Annotated in this window: 15 protein-coding genes; 11 read left to right on the forward strand and 4 right to left on the reverse strand. The window is 73.9% G+C overall.

Annotated elements, in window-relative coordinates:
- Nucleotides 1–248: 248 nt before the first annotated feature.
- The 7 genes from chvE to araA all read left to right on the forward strand — a co-directional run bounded on the left by chvE (nt 249) and on the right by araA (nt 9,485).
- Nucleotides 249–1,403 (forward strand): multiple monosaccharide ABC transporter substrate-binding protein, encoded by a 1,155-nt coding sequence (gene chvE / locus BLS21_RS20720; RefSeq protein ID WP_217636225.1) that lies wholly within the window; start codon nt 249–251, stop codon nt 1,401–1,403.
- Nucleotides 1,404–1,582: 179 nt separating this feature from the next.
- Nucleotides 1,583–3,118, forward strand: coding sequence for a multiple monosaccharide ABC transporter ATP-binding protein (gene mmsA, locus BLS21_RS20725; RefSeq protein WP_091223028.1), 1,536 nt, complete (start codon nt 1,583–1,585; stop codon nt 3,116–3,118).
- Nucleotides 3,115–4,380, forward strand: a complete 1,266-nt coding sequence (gene mmsB / locus BLS21_RS20730; protein ID WP_091223029.1) for a multiple monosaccharide ABC transporter permease — start codon at nt 3,115–3,117, stop codon at nt 4,378–4,380. The genes mmsA and mmsB overlap by 4 nt, the downstream gene beginning before the upstream one ends.
- Nucleotides 4,381–4,471: 91 nt before the next feature.
- Nucleotides 4,472–5,524 (forward strand): LacI family DNA-binding transcriptional regulator, encoded by a 1,053-nt coding sequence (locus tag BLS21_RS20735; protein WP_245700629.1) that lies wholly within the window; start codon nt 4,472–4,474, stop codon nt 5,522–5,524.
- Nucleotides 5,525–5,637: 113 nt separating this feature from the next.
- Nucleotides 5,638–7,233 carry a xylulokinase gene (locus BLS21_RS20740; RefSeq protein ID WP_091223030.1) on the forward strand — a complete coding sequence of 532 codons (1,596 nt, stop codon included), beginning with the start codon at nt 5,638–5,640 and terminating at the stop codon, nt 7,231–7,233.
- A gap of 48 nt (nt 7,234–7,281) precedes the next feature.
- Nucleotides 7,282–7,962, forward strand: coding sequence for an L-ribulose-5-phosphate 4-epimerase (locus tag BLS21_RS20745; RefSeq protein ID WP_091223032.1), 681 nt, complete (start codon nt 7,282–7,284; stop codon nt 7,960–7,962).
- Nucleotides 7,963–7,976: 14 nt separating this feature from the next.
- Entirely contained in the window at nt 7,977–9,485 is a 1,509-nt protein-coding gene (araA, locus tag BLS21_RS20750; protein ID WP_091223034.1) for an L-arabinose isomerase, read from the forward strand.
- Here the strand turns inward: araA and BLS21_RS20755 are convergent.
- The 3 genes from BLS21_RS20755 to BLS21_RS20765 form a co-directional block, all read right to left on the reverse strand.
- Nucleotides 9,482–10,087, reverse strand: coding sequence for a TetR/AcrR family transcriptional regulator (locus BLS21_RS20755; RefSeq protein WP_175479682.1), 606 nt, complete (start codon nt 10,085–10,087; stop codon nt 9,482–9,484). The two genes, araA and BLS21_RS20755, sit on opposite strands and share 4 nt — an antisense overlap.
- A gap of 2 nt (nt 10,088–10,089) precedes the next feature.
- Entirely contained in the window at nt 10,090–10,416 is a 327-nt protein-coding gene (locus BLS21_RS20760; RefSeq protein ID WP_091223038.1) for a DMT family transporter, read from the reverse strand.
- A gap of 79 nt (nt 10,417–10,495) precedes the next feature.
- Complete coding sequence (locus BLS21_RS20765; protein WP_091223041.1) at nt 10,496–11,731, reverse strand: arginine deiminase; 1,236 nt, start codon at nt 11,729–11,731, stop codon at nt 10,496–10,498.
- Nucleotides 11,732–11,824: 93 nt separating this feature from the next.
- On the opposite strand from BLS21_RS20765, the gene BLS21_RS20770 reads away from it, so the two are divergent.
- Together BLS21_RS20770 and BLS21_RS20775 are read left to right on the forward strand one after the other, a co-directional pair.
- Nucleotides 11,825–12,592 (forward strand): SDR family oxidoreductase, encoded by a 768-nt coding sequence (locus BLS21_RS20770; RefSeq protein WP_091223042.1) that lies wholly within the window; start codon nt 11,825–11,827, stop codon nt 12,590–12,592.
- Between the two features lie 5 nt (nt 12,593–12,597).
- Nucleotides 12,598–13,203 carry a hypothetical protein gene (locus tag BLS21_RS20775; protein WP_091223044.1) on the forward strand — a complete coding sequence of 202 codons (606 nt, stop codon included), beginning with the start codon at nt 12,598–12,600 and terminating at the stop codon, nt 13,201–13,203.
- A gap of 190 nt (nt 13,204–13,393) precedes the next feature.
- On the opposite strand, the gene BLS21_RS20780 is transcribed toward BLS21_RS20775, so the two are convergent.
- On the reverse strand, nt 13,394–15,100 hold the full coding sequence (locus tag BLS21_RS20780; protein WP_091223046.1) for an FAD-binding oxidoreductase: 1,707 nt from the start codon (nt 15,098–15,100) through the stop codon (nt 13,394–13,396).
- A gap of 165 nt (nt 15,101–15,265) precedes the next feature.
- Between BLS21_RS20780 and BLS21_RS20785 the strand changes: the two genes are divergently transcribed.
- Both BLS21_RS20785 and BLS21_RS20790 read left to right on the forward strand, forming a co-directional pair.
- Nucleotides 15,266–16,648 (forward strand): FAD-binding oxidoreductase, encoded by a 1,383-nt coding sequence (locus BLS21_RS20785; RefSeq protein ID WP_091223048.1) that lies wholly within the window; start codon nt 15,266–15,268, stop codon nt 16,646–16,648.
- Nucleotides 16,645–17,949, forward strand: coding sequence for a (Fe-S)-binding protein (locus BLS21_RS20790; protein ID WP_091223050.1), 1,305 nt, complete (start codon nt 16,645–16,647; stop codon nt 17,947–17,949). The genes BLS21_RS20785 and BLS21_RS20790 overlap by 4 nt, the downstream gene beginning before the upstream one ends.
- The last annotated feature ends 9 nt before the right edge of the window (nt 17,950–17,958 follow it).

The following is a 17,958-nucleotide window of genomic DNA, read 5'->3' on the forward strand; positions in this document are numbered from 1 at the left end:
TTCGCAGGCCCGGGACGGGGGCCGGGGGTGTGCCCCTCCGCGTGTGGACCCCGCGTAGCCGTGGTCTCACCGTTCGCCGACGACCTCACCCGAAGGGGCTGACCGCCAGGCCAGCGTTACGAGACCGTGACGCCGAAGTGGCGAACAGGGGTTGACGGCGCGGGGTTGTTAACGCTCACACTTGTGCCGCTCGCCACGGGCGGGCCTGCGCCGGGTCGAGCGCGCAGCAGTCTCGAGGAGGAGATCACGTGAGCAAGAGGCTCGGCTTCGCCGCCCTCAGCGCCGGCATGGCGCTGACCCTGGCGGCCTGTGGCGGCGAGGGCGCCGGCGGCAGCGGTGGTGCCGGCGGTGGGGGTGCCGAGGCGGAGGACCTGACCATCGGCGTCTCGATGCCGACCCAGACCTCCGAGCGGTGGATCGCCGACGGGAACAACGTCAAGGAGCAGCTGGAGGGCGAGGGCTACACCGTCGACCTGCAGTACGCCAACGACGACATCCCCACGCAGTCGCAGCAGATCGACCAGATGATCACCGAGGGTGCCGACATCCTGGTCGTCGCGGCGATCGACGGCACGGCCCTCTCGGGTCAGCTGGAGAACGCGGCGTCCAACAACATCCCGGTCATCTCCTACGACCGCCTCATCCGCGACAGCGAGAACGTCGACTTCTACGTCACGTTCGACAACTTCCAGGTGGGCGTCGCCCAGGGCAACGCCCTGCTGCGGGGCCTCGGCCTGCAGAACGAGGACGGCTCGCCGGGCACCGCGACCGGTCCGTTCAACGTCGAGCTGTTCGCCGGTTCGCTGGACGACAACAACGCGTTCTTCTTCTGGGACGGCGCGATGTCGGTCCTGCAGCCGCTGATCGACCAGGGCACCCTGGTCGTCAAGTCGGGCCAGACCAACATCGAGCAGGCCGCCATCCTGCGCTGGCAGCAGGAGACCGCCCAGCGGCGGATGGAGGACCTGCTGACCTCCGCCTACAACGACGGCTCCCGGGTCGACGGCGTCCTCTCGCCGTACGACGGCCTCTCCCGCGGCATCATCACCGCGCTGCAGAACGCCGGCTACGGCCCGACGCTCGACGCCGCCAACCCGATGGCGGTCGTGACCGGTCAGGACGCCGAGATCGCCTCGGTCAAGCTGATCAACGACGGGGTCCAGAGCTCCACGATCTTCAAGGACACCCGTCTGCTGGCCGAGCAGGCCGTCGCCGCCGCGTCCGCCTTCGCCGAGGGCAACGAGCCGGAGGCCAACGACACCGAGACGTACAACAACGGCGTCAAGGTCGTCCCGTCCTACCTGCTCCCGGTCGAGACGGTCTTCGCGGACGACATCCAGTCCGTGCTGATCGACTCCGGCTACTGGACCCAGGAAGAGGTCGCCAGCGGCCAGGCGGACTGACCGCTCGCCCCTGAGCCCGGCCGGGCCCGGCAGCAGCGCTGTCGGGCCCGGCCGGCACCACGCGGGACCGGCATCCCGTGACCTGGCCCACCCCGACGGGGTGGCGCACACTTCTCCCCACCATCCGCGGCGCGCCCTCTGCCAGCGACGAGGCGCCGACGACAGGACGACGAGGTCCCATGGACTACATCCTGGAGATGCGCGGCATCACCAAGACCTTCCCCGGCGTCAAGGCCCTCGAGGACGTCAACCTGGCGGTCCGCCGAGGCGAGATCCACGCCATCTGCGGCGAGAACGGCGCCGGGAAGTCGACGCTGATGAAGGTCCTCTCCGGCGTCTACCCGACCGGCAGCTACGAGGGCGAGATCGTCTTCGACGGTCAGCCGGTCCGCTTCAACGGCATCCGCGACAGCGAGCACGTGGGCATCGTGATCATCCACCAGGAGCTCGCCCTGGTCCCGTACCTGTCGATCGCGGAGAACATCTTCCTGGGCAACGAGCGGCGCGGCCGGTTCGGGGTCATCGACTGGAACAAGGCCAACGCCGAGGCGGGCGAGCTGCTGCGCTCGGTGGGGCTCGACGAGAACCCGGTGACCCCGGTGGGTCAGCTCGGCGTCGGCAAGCAGCAGCTGGTCGAGATCGCCAAGGCGCTGTCCAAGGACGTGCGGCTGCTCATCCTCGACGAGCCCACCGCCGCGCTGAACGACAACGACTCGGCGCACCTGCTCGACCTGCTGCGCCGCCTCCGCGACCGCGGCATCACCTGCATCATGATCTCGCACAAGCTCAACGAGATCACCGCCATCGCCGACAACGTCACCGTCATCCGCGACGGCAAGACCGTCGAGACGCTGAGCCTGCACGCCGGCGAGGTCACCCAGGACCGGATCATCCGCGGGATGGTCGGCCGCGACCTGGAGAGCTACTACCCCGAGCGCGAGTCGCACCCCGGCGAGGAGGTGCTGCGCGTCGAGGACTGGACGGTGTGGCACCCGACCCAGGAACGCAAGATCGTCGACGGGGCGAGCTTCACCGTCCGCGCCGGGGAGGTCGTCGGGATCGCCGGCCTCATGGGCGCCGGGCGCACCGAGCTGGCGATGAGCATCTTCGGGCGCGCCTACGGCCGGAACATCACCGGTCGCATGTACGTGCACGGCAAGGAGGTCCGGCCCCGCAACGTGGCCGAGGCCATCGACGCCGGCATCGCCTACGCCACCGAGGACCGCAAGCACTACGGCCTCAACCTCATCGAGGACATCCGGCGCAACGTCTCCGCCGCGGCCCTGGAGAAGCTCTCCAGCAACGGCTTCGTCAACGGCAACGAGGAGATCAAGGTCGCCGAGGGCTACCGCCGGGACATGAACATCAAGGCGCCCAGCGTCGCCTCGGTCGTCGGCAAGCTCTCCGGCGGCAACCAGCAGAAGGTCGTGCTGTCCAAGTGGCTGTACACCGACCCCGAGGTGCTCATCCTCGACGAGCCCACCCGCGGCATCGACGTGGGTGCGAAGTACGAGATCTACACGATCATCAACCGGCTGGTCGCGGCCGGTAAGGCGGTGCTGGTCATCTCCTCCGAGCTGCCCGAGCTGCTCGGCATCTGCGACCGCATCTACACCCTGTCCGCGGGTCGGATCACCGGCGAGGTGCCCGTCGGCCAGGCGACCCAGGAGAACCTGATGGAGCTCATGACCAAGGAGAAGGAGCTCGCGGCATGACCAGGACCGTCCCGCCGTCGTCCGAGCCGGAGGCCCAGTCCTCCACCGCGCCCAAGGACGTCGCCCCCGCCGTCGCCCTCCACACCGGCACCAGCAACGTCCGCACCCTGCTGACGAGCAACCTGCGGCAGAGCGGCATCTACATCGCCTTCGTGGCGATCATCGCGCTGTTCGCCGTGCTGACCGGGGGGACGCTGCTCGCCCCGGGCAACATCACCAACATCGTCCTGCAGTACAGCTACATCCTGATCCTGGCCATCGGCATGGTCATCGTGATCATCGCCGGGCACATCGACCTCTCGGTCGGGTCGGTGGTGGCGCTCACCGGCGCGGTCTCGGCGGTGCTGGTCATCCGGCAGGGCATGCCGTGGTGGGTGGGCGTGCTGGCGGCCCTGGCGACGGGTCTCGCGATCGGCGCCTGGCACGGCTTCTGGGTCGCCTACGTCGGCATCCCCGCGTTCATCGTGACCCTCGCCGGCATGCTGCTGTTCCGCGGCCTGACGCTGCAGGTGCTCGACAACATCTCGCTGTCACCGTTCCCCCAGGAGTACGGCCGGATCGCCAGCGGCTTCCTCAACGGCCTCATCGGCGGTCAGGGCTACGACGCGTTCACCCTGCTCGTCTTCGGCATCGCGGTCGCCGGGTACGCGGTCAGCCAGTACCGCAGCCGGATCGCCCGCATCCGCTACCAGCAGCCGGTCGAGTCCTTCCCGCTGTTCGTCGCCAAGATCGTGCTCGTCGGCGCGGTGGTCATGGCCTTCGCCTGGCAGCTGGCGACCGCCCGCGGCCTGCCGATCGTGCTGATCATCCTGGCCGTGCTGATCATCACCTACGGCATCGTCACGACCCGGACGGTCTTCGGCCGCCAGGTCTACGCCATCGGCGGCAACCTGGCGGCGGCCACGCTGTCGGGGGTGAAGGTCCGGGCGGTCAACTTCTGGATCTTCGTGAACATGGGCTTCCTGGCCGCGGTCGCCGGCGTCGTCTTCTCGTCGCGGTCCAACGGCGCGCAGCCCAGCGCGGGCAACATGTTCGAGCTCGACGCGATCGCCGCGGCGTTCATCGGCGGTGCCGCCGTCACCGGTGGCGTCGGCACGGTGGTCGGCGCCATGGTCGGTGGTCTGATCATGGCCGTCATGAGCAACGGCATGCAGCTCATGGGCGTCGACCAGTCCATCCAGTCGGTGGTCAAGGGCCTGGTGCTGCTGCTGGCCGTGGCCTTCGACGTCTACAACAAGCGGCGCGCCGGCGCGTCCCGCTGACGCCCCGGGGGCGGCCCCGCGGAGCTCACGCGGGGCCGCCCGACAGGGCATCGACCGAGGCGGCCGCGGGCCGGCTCCTCGACGGGGAGGGGTGACGGTGGAGCCCGAGGGGCCGAGCCGAGCGCTGGTCATGTCGGACGTCGCGGCCCGGGCCGGCGTCTCCCACCAGACGGTGTCCCGGGTCATCAACGGGCACCCCAACGTCGCACCCCGGACCCGTGAGCGCGTCGAGCGGGCGATCCGCGAGCTGGGCTACCGGCCCAACACCGCCGCGCGGGCGCTGGTCACCGGCTCGACCCGCACGCTCGGGTTCGTCGCCGTGAACATCAACCAGTACGGCCCGGCGCAGACCCTGGTCGGGCTGGAGCGGGCGGCGCGGGCGGCCGGCTACTCGCTCGGCGTCACCGTGCTCGACGAGGCCACCGCCGAGGCGATGCGCGACGCCCTCGACCGCTTCACGGCCCAGTCGGTGGACGCCGTCCTGGCGCTGGCCACCTACGACGACGCCGTGGAGGCGCTGCACCAGGTGCACACCCCGCTGCCGCTGGTCACGGTGCAGAGCGGCGGGGCGCTCGAGGAGCCCGCGGTCGGCGTCGACCAGGTCGCCGGTGCCCGGCTGGCCACCCGGCACCTGCTCGACCTCGGCCACCGCACCGTCCACCACGTCACCGGCCCCGCCGACTCCAAGGAGGCCCGGGACCGGGTCGAGGGCTGGCGCACCGAGCTGGCCGCCGTGGGGGCCCCCGCGCCGGAGTGCCTGCACGGCGACTGGACGCCGTCCTCGGGCTACGAGGCCGGCCGCCGGCTGGCTGCCCGCAAGCGCGCCGGTGAGGACATCACCGCGGTCTTCCTCGCCAACGACCAGATGGCCCTGGGCCTGCTCGCGGCGCTGCACGAGGAGGGCCTCGAGGCGCCGTGCGACGTCAGCGTGGTCGGCTTCGACGACCTGCCCGAGGCCCCCTACCTGACCCCACCGCTGACCACCGTGCGGCAGGACTTCGCCGAGCTCGGCCGCCGGGCCGTGGAGCTCGTGCTCGCCCGGCTGGCCGGACGGGAGCTGCACCTGCAGCCGGTCCCGCCGGTCCTGCTCATCCGGTCCAGCACCGGCCCGGTCCCGGTGGGGAGCACACCCGCCGGGGTGTGACGCCAGTCCCTGTTAGCGCTAACATCCCGGCGGCGACGCGACCGTCGTCGTGGCCGCCGGGCGGAGGAGGAACGCATGCCGGACACCGCGCTGCGGCGGGAGGGTCGCGGGAGATGACGATGGACGTCGGCGAGGCGATCACCGGAGGTCGCACGGCCCTGGGGATCGAGCTGGGATCGACCCGGATCAAGGCGGTCCTCATCGGCCCGGACCACGCTCCGCTCGCGGTCGGCAGCCACGACTGGGAGAACCAGTTCGTCGAGCGGCGGTGGACGTACTCGCTGGAGGCCGTCTGGGCGGGGGTGCAGCAGAGTGTCGCGGCTCTGGCGGACGACGTGCAGCGACGCCACGGGGTCGAGCTGGCAGGAGTCGGCGCGCTCGGCGTGTCGGCGATGATGCACGGCTACCTGGCGTTCGACGTGGACGGTGAGCTGCTCACGCCGTTCCGCACCTGGCGCAACACGAACACGGGTCGATCAGCGGAGCGGCTCAGCGCGGAGTTCGGCGTCAACATCCCGCACCGGTGGAGCGTCGCGCACCTCTACCAGGCGATCCTGGACGGCGAGGACCACGTCGGCCGGATCGACCACCTGACGACCCTGGCCGGCTACGTGCACTGGCAGCTCACCGGCGAGAAGGTCCTCGGCATCGGCGACGCCAGCGGCATGTTCCCGATCGACGCCGGTACCGGCGGTTACTCCGCTCCGATGCTGGACCGGTTCGACCAGCTGGCCGCCGAGGCCGGGGTCGAGCTGACCCTCGCCGACCTGCTGCCCAGGATCGCGTCCGCCGGCGAGCCGGCCGGCGAGCTCACCGAGGCGGGCGCGCAGCTGCTCGACCCGACCGGGCGGCTGCGGCCCGGCATCCCGCTCTGCCCACCCGAGGGTGACGCGGGCACGGGGATGGTCGCCACCAACTCGGTCGCTCCGCGCACCGGCAACGTCTCCGCCGGGACGAGCATCTTCGCCATGGTCGTGCTCGAGCGCGAACTCACCCGGGCGCACCGCGAACTCGACCTCGTGACCACGCCGGCCGGCGACCCGGTGGCCATGGTGCACTGCAACAACGGGGCCAGCGAGGTGAACGCCTGGGTCGGTCTGTTCACCGAGTTCGCCCGGGCGCTGGGTTCCGAGGTGGACCAGTCGGCGGTCTTCGAGGTCCTGTTCTCCGCCGCGCTCGGTGGTGCCGGCGACGGCGGCGGGATGCTGGCCTACAACTACCTCTCCGGGGAGCCGATCACCGACCTCGAGGAGGGGCGGCCGCTGTTCGTGCGGTCCCCGGACAGCAGGTTCGACCTCGCCACCTTCATGCGGACGCACCTGTTCGCGTCGCTGGCCACGCTGCGGATCGGCATGGACGTCCTGCAGAAGACCGAGGGCGTGCGGCTGGACCGGATGTTCGCGCACGGCGGCCTGTTCCGGACCAGGGGCGTGGCGCAACGCTTCCTGGCCGCCGCGATCGACACCCCGGTGTCCGTCGGGGACGTCGCTGCCGAGGGTGGTGCCTGGGGGATCGCCGTCCTGGCTGCCTTCGCCACCCGCCGCTCGCCGGGGCAGGACCTGGCCGACTACCTCGACACGACGGTCTTCGCCGGCGCGGCGCTGGAGACCGCCGAGCCCGAGCCGGACGACGTCGCCGGCTTCGACGCGTTCATGCAGCGGTACGTCGCCGGGCTCCCGGTCGAGCGGGCCGCCGTGACATGCCTGTGAGTCCCTGTCCGTGACCACGTCCGCCGCACTCGCCGAGGAGCAGGCCGCATGACCACCACCGAGCCCCGCACCGAGCGGGGCACCCACCGCGCGCAGCGCGAGCACGTCGCCGCCCTCCACGCCGAGCTGACCCGCAACGGGTTGGTCACCTGGACCTCCGGCAACGTGTCGGAGCGGGTGCCCGGCGAGGACCTGTTCGTCATCAAGGGCAGCGGCGTCCTCTACGACGAGCTGACATGGGAGGGCATCACCGTCTGCGACCTCGACGGCAACGCCGTCGACGGGGTCAAGAAGCCCTCCAGCGACACCGACGCGCACGCCTACGTCTACCGGCACCTGCCCGAGGTCAACGGCCAGGTGCACACGCACAGCCCCTACGCCACGGCCTGGGCGGCGCGGGCCGAGCCGATCCCGTGCGTGCTCACCGCGATGGCCGACGAGTTCGGCGGGCCCATCCCGATCGGCCCGTTCGCGCTCATCGGCGACGACTCGATCGGCCGCGGCATCGTCGAGACGCTGCGCGACTCGCGCTCGCCCGCGGTGCTCATGCAGAACCACGGCGTCTTCACCATCGGCCCGTCGGCCAAGGCGGCGGTCAAGGCCGCGGTCATGACCGAGGACGTCGCCCGCACGGTGCACCTGTCCCGCCAGCTCGGCGAGCCCCTGCCCATCGCGCAGTCGGACATCGACTCGCTGTACGCCCGCTACCAGAACGTCTACGGACAGTGAGGAGAGGTCCCATCGTGGTTGCCGACCCGTTCGAGGGGCACGAGGTCTGGTTCCTGACCGGCAGCCAGGGGCTGTACGGCGAGGAGACCCTGCAGCAGGTCGCCGAGCAGTCGCAGCGGGTCGCCGCGGCGCTCGACGAGGCCGCCGAGGTGCCGGTGCGGGTGGTGTGGAAGCCGGTCCTCACCGACGCCGCCGCGATCCGGCGGGCGATGGGCGCGGCCAACGAGGACCCGACCTGCGTCGGCGTCGTCACCTGGATGCACACCTTCTCCCCGGCGAAGATGTGGATCAGCGGGCTGGACGCGCTGCGCAAGCCGCTGCTGCACCTGCACACCCAGGCCGACGCCGCCCTGCCGTGGGCGACGATCGACATGGACTTCATGAACCTCAACCAGGCCGCGCACGGCGACCGGGAGTACGGGTTCGTGCTGACCCGGCTGCGCATGCCGCGCACGACGGTGGCCGGCCACGTGTCCAACCCGCGGGTGCGCTCCCGGGTCGGCTCGTGGGCGCGTGCGGCGGTCGCTGCCCATGCGGCCCGGTCGCTGCGGCTGGCGCGCTTCGGCGACAACATGCGCAACGTCGCGGTCACCGAGGGCGACAAGGTCGAGGCCGAGATCCGCTTCGGCATGTCGGTGAACACCTGGGGCGTCAACGACCTGGTCGCCGTGGTCGACGCCGTCGAGGACAAGGCCGTCGACGCCCTCGTCGAGGAGTACGGCGACCTGTACGAGTTCGCCGACGACGCCCGCCCGGGCGGGCCGCGGCACGAGGCCGTGCGCTACCAAGCCCGCATCGAGGCGGCGCTGCGCAGCTTCCTGGAGGACGGCGGCTTCACCGCGTTCACCACGAACTTCGAGGACCTCGGCGGGCTGCGCCAGCTCCCCGGCCTCGCCGTCCAGCGGCTGATGGCCGACGGCTACGGCTTCGGCGGCGAGGGCGACTGGAAGACCGCGGCGCTGCTGCGCACCCTCAAGGTCGCCGCGGCCGGGCTGCCCGGCGGCACCTCCTTCATGGAGGACTACACCTACGACCTCACCGGGACGCCGAAGATCCTCGGCGCGCACATGCTCGAGGTCTGCCCGACCATCGCCGGCGACCGGCCTCGGGTCGAGGTGCACCCGCTGTCGATCGGCGGCCGCGAGGACCCGGCCCGCCTGGTCTTCACCGCGGCGCCGGGCGCGGGCGTCGTCGTGGGCTGGTGCGACCTGGGCGACCGGTTCCGCTGGGTGGCCAACGAGGTCGACGTCGTCGAGCCCGACGAGCCGCTGCCGAACCTGCCGGTGGCCCGCGCGGTGTGGCAGCCGCGGCCGGACTTCGAGACGGCGACCGAGGGGTGGCTGACCGCCGGCGGCCCGCACCACACGGTGCTCTCCACCGCGATCGGCGCCGACGAGCTCACCGACCTGGCCGAGGTGTTCGCGACCGAGCTGGTGCTCATCGACGCCGACACCACCCGCCGCTCGCTGGCGAAGGAGCTGCGCTGGGGCGCCGCGTACCACCGCCTCGCCCAGGGCCTCTAGGCCGACGAGTCGCTCTCGAGGAGGGCGGCGACCGCCGCCCGGGCCCGGACCCGGGCGCGGCCGTCGCCCTCCACCAGAGCGGAGATCACGGTCCCGTCCAGGACGGCGACCAGCTGAGCCGTGTCGGCGCCGGCGTGCCCGCAGCGGTCCAGTGCCTCGGTGAGCAGTGCGTCCACCCGACGTCGGGTCTGCCGGAGGACCGGCCGCAGCGCCGGGTGCCGGCCGCCGGCGAGGAAGCGCTCGTAGTGGGCCTGGAGGTCTGCGTCCTCGAGTCGGTCGGGGCCGAGGACGACGTCCAGGACGATGCCGGCGACCCGGTCGGCCGACGTGCGCCGCCGGGGCAGTGCGGCGACCAGTTCGGTGACGGGGCCCAGCTCGTCGTCCGCGGCGCGCTCGACGGCGGCCACGAGCAGGTCGTCGAGCGAGCGGAAGTAGTAGGTGGTGGCGGCGAGCGGGACGCCCGCGGCGGCCGCCACCGCGCGGTGCGACGTCCCGTCGGGGCCCTCCGTCGCGACGAGCCTCGCCGCCGCCGCCACGATCGCCTCCCGGCGGGCCGCGCCCTTGGCCGTCGCCGGCCGGGACGCCCCGCCCGTCGCGGCCACGGTCAGTGGGCCGACGACGAGGAGAGGTTCAGGCCGATCACCCCGCCGATGATGAGTGCGATCGAGACCAGCCGGAGGGTCGTCACCGGGTCGCGCAGGAAGACCATCCCCACGATCGCCGTCCCGGCCGCGCCGATGCCGGTCCACACCGCGTACGCGCTGCCCACCGGCAGGCTCCGCAGCGCCCAGGACAGCAGGCCGAAGCTGATGGCGGCGGAGCTGATGAACGCCAGCGACCACCCCAGCCGGCTGAACCCCTCCGACAGCTTCAGGGAGACCGCGAAGGCCGTCTCGAACAGTCCGGCCACGATGACCATCGCCCACGCCACTGCAGGCCTCCTCACGTCGATTGAGACGACCGTACCAGAAACTGGTACGGCCGTACCAATCGAGGGGAGGGGTGCAGCCCTACAGCGGGTCGCGGGCGACGGGGCAGGACATGCACCTCGGTCCGCCGCGGCCGCTGCCCAGCTCCGAGCCGGCGATCCGCACCACCTCGATGCCGGCCGCCTCGAGCGCGGCGTTGGTGACGGTGTTGCGCTCGTAGGCCACCGCCAGCCGCGGGGCGACCGCGAGGGTGTTGTTGCCGTCGTCCCACTGCTCGCGCTCGGCGGTGACCGGGTCGAGACCGGTGTCGATCACCCGCAGCCGGTCGATGCCCATCGCGGCGGCCGCGGCCTCGAGGAACGGTGCCGGGCCGCGGACGACGAGGTCGGTGGTGTCGTCGTCGGCCATCCGTGCGGCCCCACCCTCCCCGGCGGTGACCGTCCAGGCGGCCAGCGAGCCGGCGACCGCCGGGTACACCAGCATCGCGTCGACGTCGACCATCGTGGCGATGGTGTCCAGGTGCATGGTCGCCCGCTGCTGCGCGATCGGGACGACGAGCACCGTGTGCGCCAGCCGGCGTGCGAAGACGCGGCGGGCCAGCCGCTCCGCGCCGCCGGGCGTCGTCCGCTCACCGACGCCGACCGCGACCACCCCTGGCGCCAGCAGCAGCACGTCGCCGCCCTCGAGGTGCTCCAGGGAGGCGTCGTAGAGCTGCTCGGCGCCGGCGAAGCGCGGGTGGTGGGCGTAGACCGCGGCGGTGATGGTGCTCTCCCGGTGCCGCGCCGGCATCGCCAGCGACGTCACCGCGACCTGGTCGCCCACCCACACCGACGAGTCGCGGGTGAACAGCAGGTTGGGCAGCGGGGGGACGACGAAGTCGCCGCGCGCCATGAGCTCCCAGGACAGGCCGCGGGCGCCGGGCAGCTCGTCGTGGGCCACCCCGGCGACCAGCGCGCGGGCGAGGTCCTCGGGGGAGAGGTCGGCCAGGTGGGCGGCGGTGGTGCGCTTGAGCGTCGCGCCCAGCCGCGGGTCCTCGACGGCGGCCGTGACCAGCTCCGCGCGCGCCGCGGGGTCGGCGAGGACCTCGGCCAGCAGCCGGTCCAGGTACAGCACCTCCACGCCGCGGGCGGTGAGCTCCGCGGCGAACGCGTCGTGCTCCTCCTGCGCCCGGCGCACCCACGGCACGCCGTCGAACAGCAGCTGGTCGTTGTTCCGCGGGGTCAGCCGGCGCAGCTCGGGGCCCGGCCGGTGCAGCAACACCGTCCGCAGCGGCCCGACCTCGCTGGTGGCGCCCCGGGCGGCGGCGGGTGCGGTCATGCGCCGAGGCTGGCACAGGAGGCGCGCCGGTCGCTGGATACGGTGCTCCGGCCGGGGGCCGACGACGTCCCCACGACGCGGAGGAGACCGCCCGTGCACCTGTTCGACCTCACCGGGAAGGTCGCCGTGGTCACCGGCGGCACCCGTGGCATCGGCCTGATGATGGCCCGCGGGCTGCTGCAGGCCGGCGCGTCGGTCTACATCAGTTCCCGCAAGGCCGACGCCGGTGAGGCGGCGGCCGCCGAGCTGTCGCAGTTCGGCAAGGTGGAGTCGATCCCCGCCGACGTCTCGACCGAGGCCGAGTGCGTGCGCCTGGCCCAGGAGGTGGGCCGCCGCGAGGAGCGGCTGCACGTGCTGGTCAACAACGCCGGCGCCACCTGGGGCGAGCCGTTCGCGACGTTCCCCGCCTCGGCCTGGGACAAGGTGCTCGACCTGAACCTCAAGGCGCCGTTCTTCCTCACCCGCGCCTTCCTGCCGCTGCTCGAGGCCGCCGGCACCGACGACGACCCGGCCCGCGTGGTCAACGTCGGCAGCATCGACGGGCTGCACGCGCCGTCCCTGCCGACCTACTCCTACTCGGCGAGCAAGGCCGGGGTGCACCACCTCACCCGGGTGCTGGCCAAGGAGCTGGGCCCCAGGCGGATCACCGTCAACGCCGTCGCCCCCGGCCCGTTCGAGTCGAAGATGATGGCCGCCACGCTCGCCGCCCACGGCGACGAGATCGCCGCGTCGTCCCCGCTGGGCCGCATCGGCCGGCCCGACGACATGGCCGGCGTCGTCGTGTACCTGGCCAGCCGGGCCGGTGCCTACGTCACCGGCGCGGTCATCCCGGTCGACGGCGGGCGCGCGACCACCCTCTGACGCCGGTGGCCCGGCGGCTGCGGTTCGACGGCTGGATCCTCGGAGCCGGCACCGCGTCGGGCACCCGCGTCGTCGTCGGGCACTGGCCGCGCTCGCCGCTGGGGCCGCTGTCCGACGTCATGGTGCAGCGGCCCGACGGCGCCCGGCTGTTGCTCGCGCCCACCCGGGAGGCCGCGGACTTCATCGCCGCCACCTACGCCTTCGACGAGGTGCGGCTGGTCCCGGTGGCGGTGCACCGGCCGGACCCGCGGACCTGGGCGGTCGACGCCGGCCCGCTGCGGCTACGGGTCACGACCGGCCACCGCCCGCCGCTGGGCTGGCTGCTGCGCGTCGTCCCACCGCTCCTGGCCCGCACGCCGGCCTGGGTGGGCCTGCTGGACCGGCCGGCGCGGCTGCTGACCGGCCTGCGCACCACCGGCTCGGCCGGGAACGGCCGCACCGAGTGGTACGGCGTGCAGGACCTGCACGTGGTCACGGCGCTGACGGCCTCGTGGGACGGCGAGCCGCTGGGCGCGCTGGCCGCGGTGCGCCCGCCGGTCACCTTCGGGTTCGGGTCGGTGCCGCCGCGGCCGAGCCTGGCGCGGGTGACGACGACGGTGCAGCTGCCCTGACCCGCTCCCGCGGCGCTGGGACGACGAGGCGGGCCGAGTGCCGCCGCGCGGCATCCCCTCCCGGGGACCTCGGCCCCTGCTTCCCCCTGTGAGCAGGGGCCGAGGTCCCCGGGAGGGAGGTGTCGTCCCCGCAGCCGCACCCCTGCCTCGCACTGTGGGCAGGGGTGGGACCGCGTGGGGTGGGCCTCCTTCAGTCGGGCAGCAGGACGCCGGGGTTGCAGACGTCCTGCGGGTCGAGCCGCTGCTTGACCGCGCGCAGCACCTCCACGCCCAGCGCGCCGATCTCGCGCTCCAGCCAGGGGCGGTGGTCAGCCCCGACGGCGTGGTGGTGGGTGAGCGTGCCGCCGGCGGCCAGCAGCGCGTCGGTCGCGGCCCGCTTGGCCGAGAGCCACTGCTGGATGGGCAGCGCGTCGTCCCGGTCGGCGAGCACGGTGACGTACAGCGAGGCGCCGGTCGGGTAGACGTGCGAGACGTGGGTCAGCACCAGCGGCTGCTTCCCGCGCCGGCCCAGCGACGTGCGCAGCGCCTCCCGCACGGCGGCGTGGACGGTCGGCAGTGCCGTCCAGGTGGCCGCCGTCTCCAGCGTCTCGACCAGCAGCCCGGCGTCCAGCAGGCTGTCGCGGGTGTAGGGCGCGGCGTACCGGTGCCGCCGCCAGGACTCCCCGACGCGCGTGCCCAGCCGCACCGCCCCCGCGCCGCGCAGCACCGAGGACGCCGCCCGCCGTCGCGCGCGAACCGCCGCCGGCAGCCCCTCCCAGCCGACGACGAGCAGGCAGCCCGCGGCCCGCCCGCGCAGCCGCAGCGAGCCGCGCAGCAGCGACGCGCCGGTGCCGGAGGCGTTCAGCAGGTCGGCGCGGGTCTCGTCGGGGTCGGACAGGCGGATGACGTCGGGCAGCAGCTCGTGGCGGGCCAGCCGCTGCAGCCCGGCCAGCCCCGCCTCCCAGCTGCGGAAGGACCAGCCCTCGTGGTGCCGCGCCCGCGGCTCGGGCCGGACCCGCAGCGTCAGCTCGGTGATGACGCCCAGCGCCCCCTCCGAGCCCAGGGCCAGGCCGAGCAGGTCGGGCCCGGCCGCCGACGCCGGCGGCGAGCCGAGCTCCAGCACCCCGGACGGCGTGGCCAGCGTCAGCCCGGCCACCAGGTCGTCGAAGCGGCCGATGCCGGTGGACGCCTGCCCCGCTGAGCGGGTGGCCGCGTAGCCGCCCATGGTGGCGAACTCCCAGCTCTGCGGCGTGTGGCCGAGGGACAGCCCGTGCCGGCCCAGGTGCTCCTCCAGCGCCGGCCCCCGCACGCCCGGCCCGACCGTGACCAGGGAGGACGCGACGTCGAGGGCGTGCACCGAGGCCATCCGGCCCAGGTCGACCGAGACCGACGGGCGGTCGTCGGCGTCGACGCCCGACAGCCCGCCGACGACGCTGGTGCCACCGCCGAAGGGCACCGCGACCACGCCGATCTCGCTGCACAGCGCCAGCAGCGCGGCGGTCTCCTCGGTGCTGCCGGGCTGGACGACGGCGTCCGGGGCGTCGGAGGCGTCGCCCTCCCGCCGGCGCAGCAGGTCCAGGTAGCTCTTGCCGCCGGCGTGCCGCAGCCGGGCCTCGCGGTCGGTGCTGACGTGCTCATCGCCGAGCAGCTCGACCAGCCGCAGCCGGCAGTCCTCGGCCAGCCGGGAGGGCGCCAGCCGGATGTCGGCGACCGGCACCGGTGGGGTGCGCCGCGGGGTCCAGCCCAGCTCCCGGGCCAGGTGCCGGCGGGCGGCCTTGGGCAGCACCTCGGCGAGGTCCGGGAAGGCGGTGAGCTCCAGGGAGCCGGGGCCGCCGTCCGCCCCGCGGGCCACCGTCGCGTCGCGGGGACCGGCGGCGGGGCCCCAGCCCTGGATGGTCAGTTGCGGCTGCTCGGGCACGACTCCAGTCTGCCGGTGCCCGGCCCCGGCCCGGTGGTCGCCGCGGAGCTGTGGACCCGGCCGGACCGCCGATCCCCCTGCGGGGGACAGGGAGGGCCTCCGTCACTAGGCTGCCCGCTGCGGTCGAGCGCGGGGCCCACCCGCCCGCCGCGAGGGAGGTGCGACGTGGCACTGGATCCCGGGGTCCTGGCCGAGCTGGAGTCGATCGTCGGACGGGAGCACGTCCGGCACCGCGAGGGCGAGGTCGCTCCGTACGCCCGGGACGCCACCCCGCTGTTCTCCTCCCCGCCGGACGCGGTGGTCTTCCCGGCGCGCACCGAGGAGGTCGCCGCGGTCCTGCGGCTGGCCACCGCCCACCGCGTCCCGGTCGTGCCCCGCGGCGCGGGCTCGAACCTGTGCGCGGCGACCGTGCCGCTGCAGGGCGGCATCCTCCTGGTGCTCACCCGCATGGACCGGGTGCTCGAGATCAGCACCGAAGAACTGCTGGTCCGCGCCGAGCCCGGCGCCACCACGGCCACCGTCGCCGAGGCCGCCGCCGCCCAGGGGCTGCTGTTCGCGCCCGACCCGGGCAGCCGCACCGTCTCGACCGTGGGGGGCAACGTCGCCACCTGCGCCGGCGGCCTGCGCGGCCTCAAGTACGGCGTCACCCGCAACTACGTGCTCGGTCTCGAGGTCGTGCTGCCCACCGGCGAGGTCATCCGCACCGGCGGCCGGCTGTGGAAGGACGTCGCCGGCTACGACCTGACCCGTCTGCTCACCGGCTCGGAGGGCACCCTCGGCGTCATCACCGAGGTGACCCTCGCGCTGCTGCCCATGCCGGCCACGGCGAGCACCGGGGTGGCCTACTTCTCCTCGCTGGCCGACGCCGGCCGGGCGGTGACGCAGGTCCTCGCCCACGGCGTGGTGCCGGCGACGCTGGAGTTCCTCGACCACACCTGCATCGGGGCGGTGGAGGACTACGCCCGGCTGGGGCTGCGCACCGACGCCGGCGCCCTGCTGCTCTTCGGGGACGACGGCGAGCCGGACGCCGTCGAGCGCAACCTGACCCGCATGGGGGAGCTGTGCGCCGACGAGGGGGCGCTCGAGGTCACCGTGGCCAAGGAGGTCGCCCAGTCCGAGGCGCTGCTGGCCGCCCGCCGCTGCTCCCTGCCGGCGCTGTCCCGGCTGGACACGCTCACCGTGCTGGAGGACGTCACCGTGCCCCGCCCGCGGCTGGCCGAGATGGTCGACCGGATCGAGGCCGTCGCCGCCCGGCACGACCTGGTGATCGGCACCTTCGGCCACGCCGGCGACGGCAACCTGCACCCCACCGCGGTCATCGACGCCCGCGACCCGGCGGCCGCCGACCGCACCCACGCCGCCTTCGCCGAGATCTTCGCCGCGGCGCTCGAGCTCGACGGCACCATCACCGGGGAGCACGGCGTCGGCGCGGCGAAGCTGCCCTACCTGCGCGACCGGCTGGGAGACGACCAGATGGCCCTGCTCGCACGGATCAAGACGGCCTTCGACCCGGCCGGCATCCTCAACCCCGGGAAGACGGGCTCGTGACGGCCGAGGCGTCCGGCGCCACCGACGCCCCGGGTGCCGCCGGCGCGGCCTCGCGCGGGATCTTCCCGCCCGAGCTGCTCGACCGGTGCATCTCCTGCGGGTTCTGCCTGCCGGCCTGCCCGACGTACGCGCTGAGCAAGGACGAGAAGTCCTCGCCGCGCGGGCGGATCACGCTGATGCGCGCGCTGGAGACCGGCGTCCTGGAGGACGACGACCCGACCCTGCGGGAGGAGTCCTCGTTCTGCCTGGGCTGCCGGGCGTGCGAGCCGGTCTGCCCGGCCGGCGTGCAGTACGGCGAGCTGCTCGAGCACTGGCGCTCGCACCAGTGGCAGGGCCGGCGCCGGCCGCCGCTGGCGCGGGTGCTCACCAACGTCGTCGTCCGCAACTGGCTGGTGCGCCGTCTCGGCACCTTCCGCGGGCACGCGCGCACGGCCGCCACCTCCCCGCAGGGTCCGCACCTGATGCTGGGCTGCTTCGAGCGCGCGCTCTTCCCCGCGGTGAGCCGGGCCGCGCGGCGGCTGCGCCCGGAGCTGGACGCCCCGGGCGACCAGGGCTGCTGCGGCGCCCTGCACGCGCACAACGGCGACCTGGAGCTGGGCCGCACGATGGCCCGGCGGCTCGGTGACCAGCTGCCCGGCACGATCGTCACCACGGCGGGCGGCTGTGCGGCGCACCTGGCCGGCGTGCTGGGCCGCGACCGGGTCAAGGAGTTCTCCGAGTACGTGGCGGGCGACGGCTCGGCGTCCTTCGGCGAGCTGCGGGTCGACGGACGGCGGGCGCGGGTCGCGCTGCAGGACTCCTGCCACCTGCGCAACGGGATGGACGTCTGGCGGGAGCCGCGGGAGCTGATCGCCGCCGTCGCCGACTACGTCGAGCTGCCCGGCGCGGCGCAGTGCTGCGGTTCCGCGGGCACGTACTCGCTGCTGCGGCCGAGGGACAGCCGCCGGGTGCTGGCCCCGAAGCTCGACCAGATCGAGGCCGCCGGCGTCGACTACGTCGTCGCGGTGAACCCCGGCTGCCAGCGGCAGCTCGTCACCGGCCTGCGCCGCCGCCGCTCCCGGGTGCGTGTGCTGCACCTGACCGAGCTGCTGGCCGCCGCGCAGGACGGCGGGCTGCCCCGCCGCCGGCTGCGGCTCGGGGCGCGGCCGGGCCGCCGTGCCGAGGTCCCCGCCGACGAGGCCGCCGGGATGGCCGCCCACCTGAACGACCGGCCCCTGCCCGACGACCCGGGTGCCGCGGGTGCCGGCCGACCCGACGCGCTCGACGGGTCCGCCGGTCCCGACGAGGTGCACCGCAGCTGACCCTGCGGG

The organism is Geodermatophilus siccatus (assembly GCF_900103785.1).
Taxonomy (GTDB): Bacteria; Actinomycetota; Actinomycetes; order Mycobacteriales; family Geodermatophilaceae; genus Geodermatophilus; species Geodermatophilus siccatus.